Source organism: Spirochaeta isovalerica (genome assembly GCF_014207565.1).
GTDB classification, from domain to species: domain Bacteria; phylum Spirochaetota; class Spirochaetia; order DSM-2461; family DSM-2461; genus Spirochaeta_F; species Spirochaeta_F isovalerica.
In genome coordinates this window covers 243243-262872 of sequence record NZ_JACHGJ010000004.1, presented here as the reverse complement: position 1 = coordinate 262872, position 19630 = coordinate 243243, and the positions used below count along the sequence as shown (strand labels likewise).

The window sequence follows — 19630 nt, the reverse complement described above, 5'->3', positions numbered from 1 at the left end:
AAAAGGCCTCTTTGTGCGGTTACACTGTGAAAAGTGACCGCCAAAACGTTTAATTCCAACAGAAAAAGATATGCTCTAGGTGGTGTTCAGGCCTCTCCGGGGGAGACTTTACAGTTTACCGGCAAGGAGTGGGATGAGGAGACCCGGCTTTATTACATGAGTGCGCGGTATCAGAATCCGATGACGTCGAGATGGATTAGTGCGGATCCAAGTGGGGCACAATTAATCACCCCAATGCAAAGAAATAATCAAGGAAAAATGGAACTGAGAAGCGGATTCAGTTTGATTGAATCTATGAATTGGTATTCTTATGTCTCCAATAACCCAGTAAGGTTTTTAGACCCCACAGGAAATAGAGAAATAGAGTCTCATTCATTAAATCATGATACAATTCCTCCTCAATTTACTGGAGTATTAAATCGGGATGGTAATTCATGGGGTTCAAGAAGTTTTCCAGAATTCAGGGGAATTGATACCTTTACAATTACAAATGGGTATACTGGAGATTCTTTAACTATAAATGTTCAATCAGTAGCGAATCATAGTAAGTACCCAATAGGAAATACTGTTGTAACAGATTTTGATTTTAAAGCATACAGCGAAAGTTCAATTTCTGATAATCCAGTATTACTAATAGCTAATGCAGAAACATTGAGTGGCATAATAATTGGACCGAATGGACATGAACTTGATGAGAATGGTAATGAAATGTCAACTGCCCGGTGGTTAGGTCATGATGGGAAACCATTTAGCGGTGGCTGTGTAATTCCCGCAACTCAAGAGGATTTTGACAACTTGCTTAATTTTTTCCAAGAGCAAGGTATTGATGATGGAACAGTCATTCCTGTACAGCTAAATCAAGAAATAGAAATTGTAGGTGAGTAAAGAAGTCAGAGGAGAAATATGAAGATTTTTCAATATGTGTTATTAGTTGTGCTTTGTCATCCTGTTTTTAGTCAAATGAATGAAGTTTATGAATTGTTTCCTGATACTACAATTGAGTTAAACGATTCAAACATTCAAATTTCAGGATACGATGATGATTATAATTATTTTGAAATAGAAGGTAATTACCACATAAATAAATATCGAGATTTTACGTTTTATGAAGTTCTTGATAAATCTTTCGTTGTGTTTAAATCTGATTACTGGATCTATTTACTTGGAAAAGATGGTTCTATTTTTCATGGTGCCAGACGAAATCAAGATGATCGTGCTCCAACAGAGGGTATATATAAACGGTTTGGTGCTTTTGAGTCATCGAGCTTTTTTGTTGAAGAGTTAAAAAATATTGAGATACAGTATGATCCAAGTCGATTACTTGATTGGGATATTAGAACTGGTTGGGTTGAAGGAGCTCGTGGTGATGGAATTGGGGAGACACTTTCTTTTTCACTCAAGAATAAAAGTAGAACAAGTAGTCTGATTTTCTATAACGGATTCATTGAACCAAGAAATATTGATTTATTCTATAAAAATGCTCGGCTAAAGGATTTTTCAATACAAATAGATAGTGGAGAGATATACAATTTTACACTTGAAGATTCTCCAAATGAACAAATCGTATATTTACCAGAGAAATCAAACAGTTTTATTTTAACGATTCTCAGTTCTTATCCAGGTAGTAAATACTCTGATTTAGCAATAAATGGACTGTATGCAAATATGCATCCAGATTATTATGAAATAAAATTTTAGAAATACATAAGGAAATAGTTAACCTGCAGAGTCCGGTATTCCGGGCGCTGTCAGGTTCAGCTGCCATCTTATGTTCTTTCATAGTATTTTACACGGAAATGGATTTTTCATAACAAGAACGCTGAACCAGATACTGCGAGCGGTGCAGGTTTGATCATGGTTACTTTTTCAAGAAATAGCCGCTTTAACCGTCTTCAGTGATATGACCAATGTCAGTGGGGGCTCTTCAAATGCCGTGAATCCATATTTGAGGTAAAATGCCTTTGCATTTTCATCGATAGCATCAACAACGATAAAATGAAGGGCAACTTGAGAAGAGATATTTACAGCTCTTAAAAGTGCGTCTTTCAGAAGTTTCGCCCCGATATAATGACCTTGGGATTTCAAATCAATTGCCAGTTTTCCGATTCTCATAGCGGGAATCGGGTATCTGGGAAGACCTTTCCTTATCGAATCCGGCAGTTCGTTGAACAGGATCTGAGCCATGCTGACCGTGTAATATCCGACTGGTTTGGTCTGATCCGATTTATCAACAGCGACAAAAGACTTGCCGATATTCTTCCTGTCGTTGGGAATGGCAAATTGCCGGAGATAGCGGTTTAGATCTTCTATCCCGCAATCGAAATCCTTAATCTTTATGTGTTTTGAGATCGGTATGATTTCTATATCCATGAAACCACTACTGCGTTGAATCGGAGTTGAATAGCTTTTTAAGAGCTTCGTTAGGTGCAGGAGGATTAGATATCAGAGAATAGAACATGTCTCTGTCTTTATTCCCCAAGGAAATGGATTCCATCTGCTCAATATCTTTCTTGGCAGAAGCCAGAGCATTGTTGAGCATGTACGCAGAAATTGTTTTTCCGGTGATGCTCGCCGCTTTTTCGATTAGATTTTTGGCCTCTTCGTTAGCTCTAATTTCAATTCGGCTGGCTTTTGTGTTAACCATATCTTCCTCCTATGAATAATATAACTCTTTGTACGGTAAATGTACATACAATTATATTGAAAGTACTTCTCCAAAGGATGTTTTATTTCAATTACTTGCTTAAACCAGTTGTAAGTCGCTATTTCGATAGATAAATTATCGAAGACTTGGAGTATATAAAAAGCCTGAAAGCATTGAGACAGAATCTTCATGACAGAGCGGAGCATGTGACGAAGTACGCAAAGAAATGATTGAAAAGCTCATTCTATGGGGTTAGACTGTGAAAAGTGATAGCTTAATCGTTTAATTTCTAAAGAAAAAAGTATGCTCTAAGTGGCTTTGATGGCCTCCAGAGAGAGACTTATCGCTTTACCGGCAAGGAGTGGGATGAGGAGACCGGGCTGTATTACATGAGTGCGAGGTATCAGAATCCAATGACGAGCAAGTGGATGAGTGCGGATCCGGCAATCTTCACATTAGTGAGTCCTATGGATGATAAAGGAAATCTTCGCAGTGGTTTTAATCTTTTTGAATCTATGTATCCTTATTCCTATGTTGGTAATAATCCGTTGAAGTTCAAAGATCCTAGTGGATTGGTTTCTGTTGTCGGAGAATATGACGGCGAAATTGTTACAGAAACTGAAATGACCGATTCAAAATATTTCAGTCAACTAGACTTTACTGATCCAACAGGGCAAAAGCTTGGATGGGAGTTTGATGAAAAAACAGCATGTGCTGCTACTTCTTTATTGAATGAACTGTCAACGGAGTATACTTCTATAACTGGAGATGCTCTTTCTCTAGACAAAGCTGAAACTATGATGGGAGCAGCAATAGATGCAGGAATGATCGATGGCAAAGATGCCTATGTTAAAGATTGGAGTGGAGCCGCTAATGCAATGTGGGGAACTTTAAATCTTTATGGGGAGTGGTCTTTCAGTGATAAAGGATTTCATACAATTCTTGCATGGGATAAGACAGGTTCTGGGAAAGTAAATCATTTTGTAAATGAATTGCCTGGAGGCTTATTAGCAAATGACGTGTGGGACAATTCTATAATAGATGCCACGCAACTCCCTCTTGCTACTAAAGGATTAGGTGAATACAGAATCTTAAATTTTAAATATTAAGGGTTTATTATATATGAAAAATAAAATTATTATACTGCTTTTTATATGCTTGATAAATTCGATGTTCTATTCAGAATCAATCAGTCCTGATGAACTCCCCTTTCTGATAGATATCCCTGATTTTGCTGTAAAATATCATGATATTAGAGTTATGGGAACTAAGTCAGAAAGACAGCTTAAATCTGAAATGGTTAAAAAATTTGAAAGTGAAAACATGTATGTCTATAGAATTGAAGCTTTTAATATCAGTTCAATAATTGATGATTTTCCTGATAGAGTTTTTAATCCTGATTTTGAGTCATTGATTAGAAGTAACTCAGTAAGTGATTCTGTGATATATTCCTATTTGGAAACTCCTGGAAAATATAAGACTTTCTCAGCCGAATATGGTAGTCAATACTTTGAATATGAGAAGTTTACTCTAGATGGAAATACAATTGGAGAAATAATTTTTCGATATTCAAAGGAGAACAGTTTCTATCCTTCTGATTTTGATTTTGAAATAATCTTTATCAAAAATGAAAAACTATATCGTCTTTTTTATAGTTTTAATGATCCTTTGTATAAGATTCCTGTTGCAAATCCTAGTTTTTTTGAAGAAAGACAAGGTTATTGGTATACCAAGAGTTTTGAATATGATTTCTATAATGAAATTTCTGAAGGTGTATTAAAAAATATTCCCGAGTACTCAAAATACTTTTGTGGATGGAATCTGATTTTTGATTCTATAAAAGTCGGATTGGGACAAAGCTCAAGTAAACAGAATAATTTTTCATATGGTATCCTAAACAACTACAGAGTTCGTATCAGAACTCAACCGAATCTAAATGGTGAACAAATAGGATATCTTGATAAAAACCAAAAGGTCCGAATTCTTGATCATACAGAAGAACCAATGCAGATCGGTGAAATGAATTCTGTTTGGTATAAAATAAGAACCGAGGATGGTCTAGAAGGCTGGGCATATGGACATTTTATAGATTTGCAATAATCCGGCAGGTCCATCCCCCCGCCGTCATGGCTTCGGTCTTCGACAGAATTTACGTTATAGTAAGCTCATTCTGAGGATCTTTTCACTTCTCTGTCGGTGACGGCCACGCCCGGCCGGAACGGAACTTCCTCACAGGGAAATCCCGATTGCCAAGTCAACCTATGAGAGAAAATCGGATTCCTGGAAGATCTTCTGGCAGCGATCCAACATGAAATGGATATCCTATGATCCGGTTCCGGTTGTCAAATCACTGGATGAGTTTCTTCGTGTTCTAGATGAGGATACCCATTTCTGTTTTAGGGGATAAACATTACTGAGAAGAACCCCGGTTAATCATCAGTCTATCATCTCAGCTCCAAAGACAACCTCACTATTTTGCATTACAATATATTCATCCCGATACCACGGAGCTCGAAATGAAAGACCCCTTAAAATTGATATCGCCATCTTATATCTCAGACTTCAAATGCATAGGCGGAACCTGCGAAGATAGCTGCTGCATAGGATGGGATATCGAAATAGACAAACAAACATACAAAGACTACAGAAAATCGAAGAATCCTGACTTGAAGCCTTTGATATCAGAAAATGTCTACCGGAATAAATCAAGCTACAGCAAAGAGGTCGACTACGGGAAAATCGCTATCAGAGAGAACCGGTGGTGTCCTTTTCTCGATAATAAGAAGCTCTGTAAAATCCAGAGTTCCATTGGTGAAGATTCACTTTCCAATGTCTGTTACACCTTTCCCCGTAATTACAATATTCTTAACGGAATTTGCGAGCTCTCTTTTTATATGTCCTGTCCTGAAGCGGTAAGAAAGCTTCTGGCGTACAATGAGCCCATAGAGTTTATAGAAAGTGAGTTCAACGTAAAACGATTCATAATCAATAGTGAAATCTGTACAACAGACAAAACCTGGAAAAACTCACCCATTAGAAATCTAGCCGAGTTAAGATTCCGTTCAATCGAAATTATGCAGGACCGGACTCTTTCTTTGGGAAATAGATTGATAAAGCTCGGTTTGGAAATGGAAAAGCTTTCCGGGAAAGAAGCCTCCTCTGTGAGTGAACCCTCCTTTTCAGCCAATCACCTGGATCTGCTGATATACACAATAGAGTCTCTGGGGTTGATTGGAGAAGACGACAGCCTTGTTTTTACCCGGTACACACATCTTGTTCTGGATTCATTTCCCGAATCATCTCTTAACGAATTTCTCGCAACTGTAGAGAGAGTGCTAAGACCTTTTATTGATAAAAATTCCCATCTTTTTGAGCATTTTCTGGTCAATATGATTTTTCAGGAGAATTTCCCCTTTTCCGTTAATGAAAATTCATTCGACGGCTATGTCATGCTGATTCTCCGCTATACGCTGATTCTCTTCTATCTCACGGGAATTGCCGCTAAAAATGGTGAAATAACCTTTGAGGATGTTGTGTCTATGATTCAGGTTCACACAAAAATCATCAATCATCACAAATCTTTCAGCTATAATATTCTGCAGGAGATTAAAAGAAAGGGATTTGATTCCATGTCATTCCTTTCCGGGGTAATACTATGAAGCTGTCCATACTGACCGATAACAATACACTCATTGATAGATACTTTCTCGGAGAGCCGGGGTTTTCCGTTTATCTGGAAGATGAGGACACCTCTATTCTTTTTGATGTCGGGTATTCCCGCATCTTTATGGATAATGCCGGAAAGATGGGAATCGATATTTCCCGAACCGATTACATTGTGCTATCTCACGGGCATCTCGATCACACCTGGGGGCTTGATCCCCTCATTCGCTTTTATGCGGAACAGGCTTTTGAAGGTCATCAATTAAAACAGCCCGTTCTCATAGCTCATCCCCTGGTTTTCACGGATATCAACCTCGAGGGCTATTACGATATCGGCTCTCTCATATCAGAGGATAAGCTGAGGAAATTTTTCAAACTGCAATTTTTTAAAGAGCCTTACTGGATAAATGACAGGATCGTTTTCCTCGGAGAAATCCCCCGGAGAAATACCTTTGAGGGGTTGCATACAATCGGTTTTAAGGAAAATCAGGATCTTGGTGATTCGATTCCCGATGACTCGGCTCTTGTCTATAAAAGTCGTGAAGGGCTGGTTATTCTGACAGGGTGCTCCCACTCGGGAATCTGCAATATCATAGAGTATGCAAAAGAGGTCTGCCATGAGAAAAAAATCAGAGATGTCATCGGCGGATTTCATCTTCAGAATCCTGATTTGAGCACGATGGATCAGACAAAGAAGTATCTGAAAGATTCAGATATCGAAACTATGCACCCCTGTCACTGTACTGATTTGAAGTCAAAGATAGAATTATCATCAGTTGTCTCTATTGAAGAGGCCGGTGTCGGTTTGAAACTGGAGTTTTAGTAGCTTATGGGAAAGGAATACACACAGGAGACACTCAGTTTCCTCAGGAAAATGGTTCGAGCATCGGCTGCCATAACGGCGAAAAAAAACACCATTCACAGCATGACCGAAGTGGATATTTCAATCCCCTTGTCTTTGATCAGACAGATCCGAGAAAACGGGAAGGAAAAGCTGTCTTTTACGGCATATCTCGTGTCCTGTCTTGCAAAAACAATCGAACAATTCCCCCGTTTTAATTCCTTCATATCCGGACGTAGGCTGGTTCTTCTCAAGGACGTAAATATCAGTGTGCTTATGGAGAGGAAGATCGGGGAGGAGTATGTACCCGAACCTCTTGCCCTAAAAACCTGTCAGGAAAAAGGAATCGGGGATATTCATAAGGAAATCCGTGAGGCTCAGAAACGGGTCGATGAGGACTTCGGAAGTCTCGGGAATATGAAACTGATAAAATACATTCCCGGATTCCTGCTTAAGATATTCGTCTCTATGGCTGACAGAAACAAAGCCATGGGCGCCAAGTACGGAAAACTGGCCATCACTTCTGTCGGCATGTTCTGCCGGGAGCCTGTGTGGTTTATTCCCCATGGTTCGGCTACTGTCCTGCTCACCGTGGGCAGTAGAATCAATCGTGTCATTGAGACTCCCGAAGGTTTTCAATCCCGCATTCACCAGTGCCTGACCGTATCATTTGATCATGATATTATTGACGGAGCACCGGCTGCCCGTTTTATGGAAGCTCTCAGCCGGGAGATTATGAGCGGCAATTTATTGAAAACCGGAGAAAATGAAAATGATTAAAGCACACATCATTGAAACATTTAAAAACCTGCCACTGTTTCAGAGTTCATCGAGTCCCGGTCCCGGGATATGTATCTTGCCGAATAGCTTTTTCTACAGGTTTTTCTTATAGTTCTCGGGGCTCGGTTTATGCTCTTTGTTCCATTAGCTCTTTCCTTATATTTTTTTCCATTGCTTTGATAAATCTAAAACAGATGAAATTAATTCTTGCCAAAATTATCGAATGACGCTATTCTGTATTTGTTTTTACGTGAAAATGAAAGTGATTAAGTCAGGACAGGTCATTGTAATTCTCCTTTCTGATTTTTTTTACCTTTTTGTTTTCACGTAAAAATGAAAAAACAAAGGAGTTGTTACAATGAAAAAAAGTTTTATTCCGGCAGTACTGATATTCATGTTCCTGCCTCTCAGTTTCCTCATGGCCAATGGCCAGCAGGGAGATGCTGAAAATCCCAATGTCATCACCATCGGGGTGTTTGATGAACTCGAAGATGCTTACGGAGCTATTATCGCTTCAGACGATTTTAAAGCCAAATTTCCCGATGTCACTGTTAAATTGTCAAAAATGGACTGGGATGGACATCATGAAAGACTGGTCTCCGTAATCGCCGCTGGTGCCGGTGCCAATGATATCGAGGTCATCGATGAAGGTTTTATCGGGCAGTTTGTAACAGGCGGGGGATTTACCGATCTCTCCCAGGCTCCTTATACAGGTGAAGCCGATGTCAAAAAACTGGCTCCTTTTGCGGCGGCCAACGCCAGAACGGAAGATAACGCCCTTATCGCGCTTCCTGTCGATATCGCTCCTGCGGTAATGTTTTATAGAAAAGAAATGGCTGAAAAAAGCGGTTATGATTTTGACAGAATGGCTTCCTGGGATGAGTATCTGGAAGCCGGTTCGGTTGTGACAAAAGATACGGACAACGATGGTTCCGCTGATCAGTGGATGCTTTCCTCCGCTCAGGAACTGGCCCTCGTTTCCATCAATAACGGTATCGGCTGCTGGATCGACGATAAGGGACAGCTTCTTCAGCCGAAAGAAAAGTTTACAAATATTCTCGGAATGGTTGCCAAAATGGATGAAATGGGAATTCACGCCGACTACGAGGCCTGGACCGAGCCATGGGAAGCCGGGTACTCAAGCGGAAGTTTTGCCACATCTCTTATGGGTGCCTGGTTCGCCGGAGCTCTTAAAGGCTGGATGGCTTCCGACCAGGTAGGGGAGTGGAGAGTCGGATACATTCCCGGCGGTTCCTATATCAATATGGGCGGTTCATTTATGGGAATTCCCGAAAGCGTCAATGAAGAAAAGAAACCACTTGCCTACGATATACTCAAGTATATTTGTACTAATCAGGATGCCCAGATGTCCACTTTGGATATGATCGGATCTTTCCCGGCCCTCGTATCCTGCTTCGATGATCCCCGCATGGCCGGCGGAGATGAATACTTCGGAGGCCAGGAAGTTAAACTTATCTATGCCGATGTCGCAAAGCACATTCCCGCCGTTTCATCAGGAGAATATGACCAGATGGCCAGAGGTTTCTGGCAGAGTGCCGTCAACGGAGTCGTTGCCGGAGAATACACACCTGAAGAAGCCTATCAGTATGTTGTCGACAATCTGAAAGCCAGCATGGACTGATTCTTTCTCTGAAAGGGGGCTCTCTCGGCCCCCTTTTCTCTCATATTCACCAAAGGATATTTTATGAACCCATTTAAAGGGCTGACAGGAAAAGTTTTTACCTATTTCTTCCTTTTCCTTTTCGCCTTTATATTTATTTTTCCCTTCTACTATATTTTTGTAATGGCGAGCTGGCCCGATTCCAATATGTTTACTATCCCGCCCCATATCTTTTTTGGAGACGGACTGGCGCAGAACTGGGCACACCTTTTCAATGAAGTTCCCTCATTCTGGCGGAATTTTATCAATAGTATTCTCATTTCGAGTCTGGCTACAGTTTCTGTGCTTTTTTTCTGTACCATGGGCGGAGCGGCTTTTGCCCTCTACCGTTTCAAAGGCAAGGAGCTTTTTTTTAAAATCATTCTGGTCACTTTTATGATTCCCGCTTCGCTCAACATTATCCCTTTTTTCCAGATCGTTATCAAACTGGGGTGGATGAATACCTGGTATCCCCTGATCGTTCCGGGAATGGCTAATGTTTTCGGAATCTTTCTCATGACCCAGTTCATTAAAACATCGGTTCCCGTGGATCTGCTCAATGCGGCCCGAATCGACGGCATGGGAGAATTCCGCATTCTCCTGACAATCGTCTTTCCTCTCGCTAAAGCGGGGCTTTCCATACTGGGAATGCTCACTTTTCTGGGAGCCTGGAACGACTTTCTCATGCCCCTCATTCTTCTCAGAAAAACGGAGATCACCACATTGCCCATTATTCTGGCATCGATCAGAAGCCGTTCCGGTGGAGGTACAGGGGCTATGATGGTTGGAAACGCCATCGCCGTTATGCCGCTGACCCTCGTACTCATCTTCTTTTCAAAGAGGATGATTTCCAACCTCACCGCAGGAAGCATTAAAGGCTGACAGGAGACAAATTATGAAACTGAATTCCATGAAAATTACACCATATCTCTATATCCTGCCTTTTTTTATCCTTTTTCTCATTTTCGGAGTCTATCCGATCGGCTATTCCGCCTATATCTCCTTTTTTAAATGGGGGAACACCGGTGCTGTCCAGTTTATGGGATTGAGAAACTACAGCCGCTTTTTCGGTGCCGAACGGGATCCGCTCTTCTGGATCTCCCTGAAAAATACCCTGATTCTACTGGTCACGGGTTCTCTTCTTCAACACTTGATCTCTCTGCCACTGGCCATATTTCTTAACAGACAGTTTGTCAGGGGGCGGGATTTCTTCAAGACGGTCTACTTTCTCCCTTATATCACCAGTGCGGTTTCTGTCGCCATCATTTTTCAGCAGCTATACAATCCCACCGGTTCGGGTCCGCTTAACTTTATCGTAAACAACCTCGGGTTTGAGCCGATTCAGTGGCTCAGAGATCCTGTTGCCATCAAGGCTTCTATTTCGATCATTCTCAATTGGCGGTTTATCGGTTATTACACCATTATTTATATGGCGGGACTTCAGGGCATTCCTCCGGAGCTCTATGAAGCGGCGCGGATCGATGGAGCATCGGAATTCTCCCAACACCTGAGAGTTACCGTTCCTCTTATGATTCCCATCATCTTCTTTTCTGTTTCCATGAGTCTCATTTTCGGTATGCAGCTCTTTGCGGAACCCTATATGCTGTGCGGAGATTACAGACAGTTCGGCGGTGTTCAGAATTCGGGGCTGACAACGACTCTTCTCTTTATGACTCTCGGTTTCAGAATGGCCCGTTTCGGTCGGGCTGCAGCTGTTTCCTGGCTGATGTTCTTTGTGATTCTCATTTTGACCTTCACAAATAAATACATCTCTGACAGACTGGATTATACCAAGGAGTAGAAATGACAAGCCGATTTATACTGCTCTTATCGTTAATTCTTATTCTGGTTTCCTGCGCCGGTTCCGACAGTCAAATGGTCTACGGCGGGGCCCGGTCTTCCCGTTACGGAATAAGGCCTTTTCCCGATCCAGAAGAATGGAGCTCCATGGTTAAAAGCATTGCCAAGGATACAGATGCGGTTTCTCCGGCGCTTATCTGGATTGTCGGAGAGATTGTCAGCGATAAGGGAGAGTCTCTCTGCCGACTGAATTTCCCGGGAGATGAAGCGCTGTCTGAGAATGTCCTTTTTTCCACTTATGATGAAAATGAAGTGTTTCTCGATCTTTTTGACAGAAAGGGGATTGAGGTTTTTCTTCAGGTTGAGCCGGGTGACGGCGATATCGAAGATCTTATACGTCTGGTTCTCGATAAGTACGGAGATCATCCTTCGGTGGTCGGTTTCGGCGTGGATCTGGAGTGGTACAGAATTAAAGGTACCGACGGATGGGGTTCCAGGGCTGATGATCAGACAGCGCAGAAGTGGGAATCTCTCGTCAGATCCTATAATGATGATTACCGGCTTTTTCTCAAGCACTGGGATGCCCGCTGGATGCCGCCGCAGTTCCGGGGCGATATAATTTTCGTCAATGATTCTCAGGAGTTTTCCTCTCTCAACGCCATGAAAGAGGAGTTCCGGGTCTGGGGGGACATTTTTTATCCCAATATGATTTTTATACAGACGGGATACGAAGCGGACCGTGAGCTGTGGAGCACTCTCGAAGATCCAGTAGAAGATCTGAGCCGTCTGCTGACTGAAGATTTAAAGCAGCAATACGGTTTTTTCTGGGTGGATTTCACCTTGCAGAGGATCTTTTAGCGGAGACTGGATTCTGAAAAGCGGTTCCCGCTCCGCATTCATGAGCAGGAACCGCAATTTTCAAATTCAGACTTTATCCATCCCTGCCAGAGCAGCCTGGTTGATAAAATTCCAGGGCTTGTTGTAGTGGGGCTGGAAGAAGAAGTCCGTCAGCGCCAGTTCGGGCAGCGTCATGTGATTCTGAATGGCAACTGATATGGTGTTGATGGACTGTGTCAGATCGATTTTTGACCTGAGCTGTGCGCCGACAATCCGCTGGCTCTCTTTTTCAAATACGAGAGTCAGCCTTACTTTTTCAAAATCCGGCATAAACTCGGGTCTGTGGTTTTCCTCGATCGTTACCGAATCGACGATCAGACCTTCACTTTCAGCCGCGGCGGCGGTCAGTCCCGTAGAGGCAATATTCAGATCGTAAATTTTTATCCCCGAAGTACCCTGGGTTCCCATATAGCGGACTTGAGGTTCCATCAGATTCTTTGCCACGAGAGTTCCCATCCTCACCGCGTTGGTCGCCAGAGGAATATACCGTGAACTGTCTGTGGGATTGAAGATAACGGCACAGCTGTCTCCTGCAGCAAAAACATCCTCCCGGCTGGTTCTCATATAGCGGTCTACGACAATGGCGCCGTTGCCGAGCATTTCTACCTGATCCTTGAACAGGCCCGTATTGGGACGGAAGCCGATACAGAGAATGACCAGATCGGTTTCGTATTCCCCTTTGTCGGTTATGACTTTGCTCACTTTGCCCTCTGTTCCTTCAAAGGACTGAACCGTCTGATTCAGGGCCAGATTGATCCCTTCAGCCTTGAGAGCCGCTTCCGCCGCATCGGTATTGTCCTTGTCGAGGTACTTGCTGAGGATTCTCTCCTCCGCATCTATTAAAGTCACTTCCTTACCTTTGTGGCGGAAAGCTTCTACAAGTTCGACACCGATATAACCGGCTCCAATAACGACAATCCTCTCCGCCTTATCGGATTTCTCTATAATCACATTGGAGTGATCGAAATTTTTGGAAAGAACGATATTCTCCAGGTCGATTCCCTTTATCGGGGGAGTCAGGGGCCATGAACCGGTTGTAATAATCAGTTTGTCATATGTATCTTCAAACTCTTTGTTTCCTTTTATATCTCTGATAAGGAGGGTTCTTCTGTCCAGGTCGGCCCCGAGAACTTCGTGTTCCATTTTCGTATCGACTCCGAGCTCAACGAGTTTTTCCGGAGAGCTGTAGAAAAGTCCGTTCGGGTCTTCGACAAATCCTCCCACATAAAGAGCTATCCCGCAGGAGAGAAACGATATATTGTTATTTCTTTCATAAACAGTTATTTCGGCATCGGGGTACAGTTTTGCGGCGTTTACAATAGCCGCTGTCCCGGCATGGGTACAACCAATCACAGCAATTTTCATTTTTATATCTCCAATAAGGAATCCCGATACGGCAACCGGGTATTCCCCTTTGTTCAAATTACAGCCCGCACTCCCGAACACATTCAGGTAGTGTTGGCTTGGCTAATAATAGTAACCATTACTAACTTATTGTATAGATAAAAAAATATCAAGTGACTCTGTGTTTATTTTTAACTGTTGATGAAAAAAATGAGTTGAATTAAAATTTTCAGAAGTAGGGAGCCATGAAAAATAATGATTCGATCAGGTCTTTTCTCGCCGGAATCAATGGGCGGGATTACGGTGCCTATCAGTCTTTAATCGGGGAATATGATTTTGGTGATTTTCGTCTTATCATCGAAAGAATCCCGAAAGATCCCTATGCTCCGTCCTTCACGGGACTCTATCGCGCAGTATTTAATAAATCCTATACCTATATTCCTCCGGGACTTGGAGAGAATCCTCTCCGGGTGACAGCGTTCGGTGATTTCATGATCCGCCGTTTCTTCCGGGAGAGTGAAGCCTATTCTTTTATCCGCGGAACGGGAAACAGCGGATTGATCACTGTGGATAAACCGGGGCAGGCGATACTTGAGAGAAATTCATTTTTAGTGAGAGATGATACTCTGGAACTCAGGTTTTTTGTCGGGCTGCCTGCAGAAGGGCGGTTGATCAATGCGAAACTGGCCGAATTAATGATTCTGGAAGAAGTTCCCCGTATTATGAAGAAAGCCTTTTTCAGGGAGAATATTGAACCAGAAGCCTGTCTGAATCATCTGAATACAGCACTCCGGTCTGAGTTCCTCCGTTCCAGTCTTGAGGAGAAAAATCTTGTAGCCTTTATAGCCGACGGTTCTATACTTCCCCGGACCGGCGGTGACAGCGATGAACCGGTTGAATCCCGCTGTGCCGTGCCTTTCTCCTCTCCCGAAAGTCTTGCGGAAAACATCTCATTACCCGACGGAACAGCAGTCCGGGGAATGGCAGTTCCACGGGGAATTACGTTGATTACAGGCGGTGGATATCACGGGAAGTCGACGCTGCTTAAAGCGTTGGCAGCCGGTGTGTATAATCACATTCCCGGAGACGGCCGGGAAATGGCTGTTTCGCTGCGAAGCGCATTGAAAATCCGCTCATATAGCGGAAGACCGGTTGCAAAAGTCAATATCTCTCCTTTTATCGATCATCTTCCGGGCGGCATAAGAACAGATGCTTTTTCCACTCAAAATGCCAGCGGCAGCACATCTCAAGCCGCCGCGCTGATGGAAGGACTGGAAGCCGGGGCGGAAGTTCTGCTTATGGACGAAGATACCTGCGCGACAAATTTCATGATTCGCGACAGACTGATGCAGGAACTGGTCGCTAAAGAAGATGAGCCTATAACGCCTTTTATAGACAGAGTGGATCAGCTTTACCAGGATAACGGCGTATCAACCATTCTGGTTCTGGGCGGATCGGGCGACTATTTCTCTCATTCCACGACAGTCATACAGATGAAAGATTATCTTCCTCTCGATGTAACCGGGCGGGCCGGAGAATTAGTCCGTACCTTTCCTTCTCCCCGGAGAATGGAGGGAAATGATACCCATATTACTCCTACTATGAGAATTCCCCTTGCCGGTTCTGTCGACCCTTTGAACCATTATGGAAAGAAAAGCGTGTTTGTCAGAGAGGTTCGCCGGATAAATATGGGGCGGACTGTAATCGATCTGACCGATCTGGAACAGTTGGAAGAGTTGTCTCAGACAAAAGCGATAACTGAAGCGATTCTCTTTCTTAAGGATAAACTTAACGGTGAAAAGACAATACAAGAGCTTCTTGCAGTTGTTGAGAAACAGATCGAAAGAGCCGGCCTGGATGGTTTGTCTTCTCTGCTCTCGGGAAATCTGGCCGGTTTCCGAATGATTGAACTGGCCGGAGCCATCAACCGGCTTCGCACGCTTAAAATTCAATAATACATTCTCTTTATACCCTGTTCACATTTCCTTCATATATATTAAGAAATAATATCTTCGTTCTACTAAAATATATTTATGGCGTACGGGTTTATGGTTCCCCTCGCCGGAAATCTAAAAGGAGTCATGCAATGAAAAAAAAGGCCAAAGCGCGCCGATGGATACAAATCGCTTTTTTTGTTGTGGCGGCGCTCATTGCCGTCAATCACACCCTTGCTGAATCGGGTACGGCTATTCCCTTTGTGGCGGAGGCTTCACTACATGCCGTCTGCCCCTTCGGCGGTGTCGTCACGCTTTACAATCTGGCTACAACGGGAACTTTCGTACAAAAAATACATGAATCAAGTCTTGTTCTCATGTTGATCGTTTTCGGAGCGGCTATACTGGTCGGACCTATTTTCTGCGGATGGATTTGTCCTTTCGGTACATTTCAGGAGTGGCTTGGAAAACTGGGCCGTAAGATCTTCAAAAAAAAGTACAACAAATTCATACCCTATAAATATGATAAATATCTCAGATTTCTGCGCTATTTGGTTCTTATCTGGGCCGTCGTTATGACCGCCTGGTCGGGGAAAATCATATTCGCCGATTTCGATCCTTACTATGCTCTCTTTCAGTTCTGGACAGGAGAAGTCGCTGTAACCGGTTTTATCGCGCTCTTTCTTGTTGTTCTGCTTTCCCTGTTTGTTGAAAGGCCTTTCTGTAAATACGCCTGTCCTTACGGCGCGGTGCTGGGCCTCTTCAATTTTATCCGGATTTTCGCGTTGAGGCGAAATGCCGACACCTGTATCAGCTGCAGTGCCTGCGATAATGCCTGTCCCATGAATATTCCGGTTTCCCGGAAGGGAAAAATCATGAACCATCAGTGCATCAGCTGTTTCGAGTGTACATCTACTGACGGAGTCTGCCCTGTAAGCGGAACACTGGAATTTAACACTTCAGCTCTTAAAGGAGGAAGCGATGAAAATTAAAGGTCTGACAGCCGGTTTGACGTTTATCATTCTCATGATCGGAGGCATCGCCATATCAGTCGCAGCGGGTTACTGGGCTACAGAAAGCTCAAAGGAACCGGTTAGATATGAAACTGGAGATTTTGCCGGAGAGTATAATCCCGCCGATATACGGGGATCCTATTCTTTTGAAGATATCGAGAATGCATTCGCTATTCCCGTTGATACGCTCGCCGCGGCTTTCGGTCTGTCATCAGAGGAAAACCCCGTCGCTATCCAGATAAAATTGTTTGAAGACACGTTCGGCATTATAGACGGTATGGAAATCGGAACCGACAGCATGCGCTATTTTGTCTCCCTCTATAAAGGGCTGCCTTACACTCCTGAAGTAACGACCGCTTTACCCCGTCCCGCCATTGCCATTCTCAGAAAAGAGGGCGCTTTGACGGAGGAGGAACTGGCCATCGCGGAAGAACGGGCTGTGACGCTCGATGATTATATGGGAGAAACTGTCCTGACTGAAACAGAAGATCACGATGAAACGGAACTGGCGGAAGTGAAAGGCAAAACCACCTTTGCCGATCTTTATGACTGGGGGCTGACAGTGGAACAGGTCGAAACTGTTCTCCAGATGGCCGCCGGTCCCAGAACACAGACTGTCCGGGATTTCTGTACGGAAAATCAAATCGAGTTTTCCACCGTCAAGGAACCGCTTCAGGAATTGCTCGACAGTATGTAAGGCATCGTGTAGAATTCTTTTCATGTATGTTCAGAACCTCGGTGACGGTTCGCTCTCTTTCGTAATAGGGGACCGCATTGATCGTGAGACCAGCAGAAGAATTCTAAAGCTCTATAAAACTATGAAAAACAGCTCCCTGCCCGGGGAGCTGTCTATTTATGATATCGTTCCCTCCTATTGTTCCCTTACATTTCATTTCGATCCTCTGAAAACCGATTGCGTTGTAATGGAAGAGGAGCTCTGGCCGGTCATCGCTTCACAACTGCGGAAGGCAAAATCATCCTCCGGGAAAGGGAAAAGTTTTCATATTCCCGTTATCTATCGCGGAGAAGATTTGAACCGCGTATCCAGGCTGACCGGTTTGACAGTGAAACAGATTATCAGACGCCACACCTATCCCTCCTATCAGGTCGCCATGATCGGATTCCGGCCCCATTTCCCGTATCTGATCGGTTTGGACAGGAAACTGGCAACCCGCCGGCTCGATACGCCCCGTCTGAAAATCTGCGCCGGATCCGTAGGTATCGGAGGTTCTCAAACCGGCGTATATCCTGAAGATTCACCGGGAGGCTGGAATATTATCGGGTATACCGATCCTCAACTGCTCAAGGAACTAAGTCCGGGGGATACCCTAAAATTCTGTGAGGTTTCCCGTCTATGAAAATAAATTGCGATATCGGCGAGCGGGGAATCGCTCATCCTGTGGATCTTGAATTGATGAATCATATCCACATAGCCAACATTGCCTGCGGAGGTCATGCGGGAGACCGGGAGTCTGTCAGTTTTTTCTCAAGACTGGCCGGAGAAAAGGGGATGGAGATCAGCGCCCATCTTTCCTTTCCCGATAAGGACAACTTCGGGCGGAAAGCCCTCAGCCTGGATGGGGAAGCTCTGATCGATTCCCTTGAGGAACAATTGGAGCTTATGGGGGATGTCCGCACTGTTAAGCTTCATGGAGCCTTGTACAACCTTTCGGCATCGGAACAGGATCTGGCCGATCAGCTGGCCATGTGGTTCCGCGGGAAAGAGATAGAACGCGTCCTGTGTCCCTCCCGGTCAGCCCTTGCCCTTGCCTGTGCGAAAAGGGGAATCTCCGTACTTGAAGAAGCCTTTGCCGAAAGGACCTATACCTGGGATGAAAACACCCGTCGGCTTGTGTTGACCCCCCGCAGCGAACCGGAGGCCTTCCTGTCCACAGTTGAAGAAGCCTGGGAGCAGTACGAGCAAATGGTTAACAAAGGCTCCGTCAGGGCCGTTACGGCTCAAGGGAGAAAAGATTATCCCATAGAGGCTCAAACAATTTGCATCCACTCCGACTCTCCCATTGCCCTGGTTCTGGCTCAAAGGTTATACCGCCATGCTGAAACGACCCTTTGAAATCCTGGAACAGGGCCTTGTTTATTTCAGGTCAGCTCCTGTATTCGGTTTTCAGGATGTGGGGATTTCTCCGGGCGGTCCGATGGACAGGCTCGCCGTACTTTCGGGAAATATCATGCTCGGCCGTGATGACTATGAAGAATCCCTGGAAATTATCATTCCGCCTGTTCTGAAGGTTCTTGAACCTTTCTGTTTTGTCATAACGGGAGCTGTCAGAGACGTCTTTCTGGATTGTGACGGACAAAGGACTGTCGTTCACCACGGCGAGGTTGCATATGTCAAAGCCGGCACATATATCCGTATGAGCGAAGCCCGGAGAGGATTCCGGACATATTTTCTCTGGAAAGCTGTTACCGATAGCGGAGAAAAGAAGAAACTGGAGGGGCGGAGCAGAGGGGATTTTTCAGCTTCCTTTACCTTCTACGATAGGGAAGGGAAAATTCGTATACTCCCTGGACCGGAATCGTCAGCTTTTCCCGACCCTCGAGACTTTTCCAGCTATCCCTGGAAAATCAGCAGCGATTCCAATGAAATGGGGTACCGGTTGGAACGGAAGCGCAACAGCTACCCGGCAAGGGGGAACATGGTCTCTGACGCTGTATCCGACGGAACAATTCAGTATACGCCCGGCGGTCCCATCATCCTGCTCTATCACCGCCAGACCGTAGGCGGCTATCCCCGCATCTTTCAGGTCATATCCGCCGATCTGGACAAGGTCGCCCAGTTTTCTCCCGGAGAATATATGAACTTCAGAATTATCTCGCTTGAAGAATCTCTGGAAATAAACAGCATCCGGTCAAGGGATATCGGGCTATTTCGATCCCTCTTTTTTTAACCAGTATGAAAATGTGTGTCATAATGACTCTCTCTGTCAAGAATAATTGCTGATTTTGCTCTTCCCTGTATGAATTGGTTGCACATTTCCCTCTATTTGCTTCTCTAGATGCCACTGATGGGACTTTAAAGGATGGTATGAAATT

Annotated in this window: 21 protein-coding genes; 18 read left to right on the top strand and 3 right to left on the bottom strand. The window is 44.1% G+C overall.

Annotated features, from left to right (window positions below; translation table 11 throughout):
- The first annotated feature begins 33 nt into the window (after positions 1–33).
- A complete protein-coding gene (locus HNR50_RS12655; RefSeq protein WP_184747139.1) occupies positions 34–885 on the top strand; it encodes an RHS repeat-associated core domain-containing protein in 852 nt (283 codons plus the stop codon).
- A gap of 18 nt (positions 886–903) precedes the next feature.
- Complete coding sequence (locus tag HNR50_RS12650) at positions 904–1698, top strand: NADase-type glycan-binding domain-containing protein (protein ID WP_184747138.1); 795 nt, start codon at positions 904–906, stop codon at positions 1696–1698.
- A 168-nt stretch (positions 1699–1866) separates the two neighbouring features.
- On the opposite strand, the gene HNR50_RS12645 is transcribed toward HNR50_RS12650, so the two are convergent.
- Both HNR50_RS12645 and HNR50_RS12640 read right to left on the bottom strand, forming a co-directional pair.
- Positions 1867–2370 carry a GNAT family N-acetyltransferase gene (locus HNR50_RS12645; protein ID WP_184747137.1) on the bottom strand — a complete coding sequence of 168 codons (504 nt, stop codon included), beginning with the start codon at positions 2368–2370 and terminating at the stop codon, positions 1867–1869.
- Positions 2371–2377: 7 nt separating this feature from the next.
- Positions 2378–2644 carry a type II toxin-antitoxin system TacA family antitoxin gene (locus tag HNR50_RS12640; RefSeq protein WP_184747136.1) on the bottom strand — a complete coding sequence of 89 codons (267 nt, stop codon included), beginning with the start codon at positions 2642–2644 and terminating at the stop codon, positions 2378–2380.
- A gap of 389 nt (positions 2645–3033) precedes the next feature.
- Here HNR50_RS12640 and HNR50_RS12635 point away from each other — a divergent pair, with 389 nt between their 5' ends.
- The 10 genes from HNR50_RS12635 to HNR50_RS12590 all read left to right on the top strand — a co-directional run bounded on the left by HNR50_RS12635 (position 3034) and on the right by HNR50_RS12590 (position 12246).
- The gene (locus HNR50_RS12635; RefSeq protein ID WP_246434002.1) at positions 3034–3753 is read left to right on the top strand and encodes an RHS repeat-associated core domain-containing protein; all 720 of its coding nucleotides are present in this window, start codon (positions 3034–3036) and stop codon (positions 3751–3753) included.
- Positions 3754–3766: 13 nt separating this feature from the next.
- A complete protein-coding gene (locus HNR50_RS12630; protein ID WP_184747135.1) occupies positions 3767–4744 on the top strand; it encodes an SH3 domain-containing protein in 978 nt (325 codons plus the stop codon).
- A 139-nt stretch (positions 4745–4883) separates the two neighbouring features.
- On the top strand, positions 4884–5051 hold the full coding sequence (locus HNR50_RS22840) for a DUF3024 domain-containing protein (RefSeq protein ID WP_184747204.1): 168 nt from the start codon (positions 4884–4886) through the stop codon (positions 5049–5051).
- 109 nt (positions 5052–5160) lie between these two features.
- Positions 5161–6303: a flagellin lysine-N-methylase gene (gene fliB, locus HNR50_RS12620; protein WP_184747134.1), complete on the top strand. Its 1143-nt coding sequence runs from the start codon at positions 5161–5163 to the stop codon at positions 6301–6303.
- A complete protein-coding gene (locus HNR50_RS12615) occupies positions 6300–7130 on the top strand; it encodes an MBL fold metallo-hydrolase (RefSeq protein WP_184747133.1) in 831 nt (276 codons plus the stop codon). Before fliB ends, HNR50_RS12615 begins: the two co-directional genes overlap by 4 nt.
- Positions 7131–7136: 6 nt before the next feature.
- Positions 7137–7928, top strand: coding sequence for a 2-oxo acid dehydrogenase subunit E2 (locus HNR50_RS12610; RefSeq protein WP_184747132.1), 792 nt, complete (start codon positions 7137–7139; stop codon positions 7926–7928).
- Between the two features lie 358 nt (positions 7929–8286).
- Positions 8287–9570 (top strand): ABC transporter substrate-binding protein, encoded by a 1284-nt coding sequence (locus HNR50_RS12605; RefSeq protein WP_184747131.1) that lies wholly within the window; start codon positions 8287–8289, stop codon positions 9568–9570.
- Positions 9571–9633: 63 nt separating this feature from the next.
- Complete coding sequence (locus tag HNR50_RS12600; RefSeq protein ID WP_184747130.1) at positions 9634–10470, top strand: carbohydrate ABC transporter permease; 837 nt, start codon at positions 9634–9636, stop codon at positions 10468–10470.
- 13 nt (positions 10471–10483) lie between these two features.
- Positions 10484–11389: a carbohydrate ABC transporter permease gene (locus HNR50_RS12595; RefSeq protein ID WP_184747129.1), complete on the top strand. Its 906-nt coding sequence runs from the start codon at positions 10484–10486 to the stop codon at positions 11387–11389.
- Between the two features lie 2 nt (positions 11390–11391).
- Complete coding sequence (locus tag HNR50_RS12590) at positions 11392–12246, top strand: hypothetical protein (RefSeq protein ID WP_184747128.1); 855 nt, start codon at positions 11392–11394, stop codon at positions 12244–12246.
- 66 nt (positions 12247–12312) lie between these two features.
- Here the strand turns inward: HNR50_RS12590 and HNR50_RS12585 are convergent, their stop codons facing one another.
- Positions 12313–13650, bottom strand: a complete 1338-nt coding sequence (locus HNR50_RS12585) for an FAD-dependent oxidoreductase (protein WP_184747127.1) — start codon at positions 13648–13650, stop codon at positions 12313–12315.
- A gap of 224 nt (positions 13651–13874) precedes the next feature.
- On the opposite strand from HNR50_RS12585, the gene HNR50_RS12580 reads away from it, so the two are divergent.
- The 6 genes from HNR50_RS12580 (at position 13875) to HNR50_RS12555 (ending at position 19485) form a co-directional block, all read left to right on the top strand.
- The gene (locus HNR50_RS12580; RefSeq protein WP_184747126.1) at positions 13875–15584 is read left to right on the top strand and encodes an ABC-ATPase domain-containing protein; all 1710 of its coding nucleotides are present in this window, start codon (positions 13875–13877) and stop codon (positions 15582–15584) included.
- Between the two features lie 131 nt (positions 15585–15715).
- Positions 15716–16555, top strand: coding sequence for a 4Fe-4S binding protein (locus tag HNR50_RS12575; RefSeq protein ID WP_184747125.1), 840 nt, complete (start codon positions 15716–15718; stop codon positions 16553–16555).
- Positions 16545–17273, top strand: coding sequence for a hypothetical protein (locus HNR50_RS12570; RefSeq protein WP_184747124.1), 729 nt, complete (start codon positions 16545–16547; stop codon positions 17271–17273). Before HNR50_RS12575 ends, HNR50_RS12570 begins: the two co-directional genes overlap by 11 nt.
- Positions 17274–17295: 22 nt before the next feature.
- The gene (locus HNR50_RS12565) at positions 17296–17934 is read left to right on the top strand and encodes a 5-oxoprolinase subunit B family protein (RefSeq protein WP_184747123.1); all 639 of its coding nucleotides are present in this window, start codon (positions 17296–17298) and stop codon (positions 17932–17934) included.
- Positions 17931–18650 (top strand): LamB/YcsF family protein, encoded by a 720-nt coding sequence (locus HNR50_RS12560; protein WP_184747122.1) that lies wholly within the window; start codon positions 17931–17933, stop codon positions 18648–18650. Before HNR50_RS12565 ends, HNR50_RS12560 begins: the two co-directional genes overlap by 4 nt.
- Positions 18631–19485: a 5-oxoprolinase subunit C family protein gene (locus HNR50_RS12555; protein WP_184747121.1), complete on the top strand. Its 855-nt coding sequence runs from the start codon at positions 18631–18633 to the stop codon at positions 19483–19485. Before HNR50_RS12560 ends, HNR50_RS12555 begins: the two co-directional genes overlap by 20 nt.
- Positions 19486–19630 lie beyond the last annotated feature (145 nt).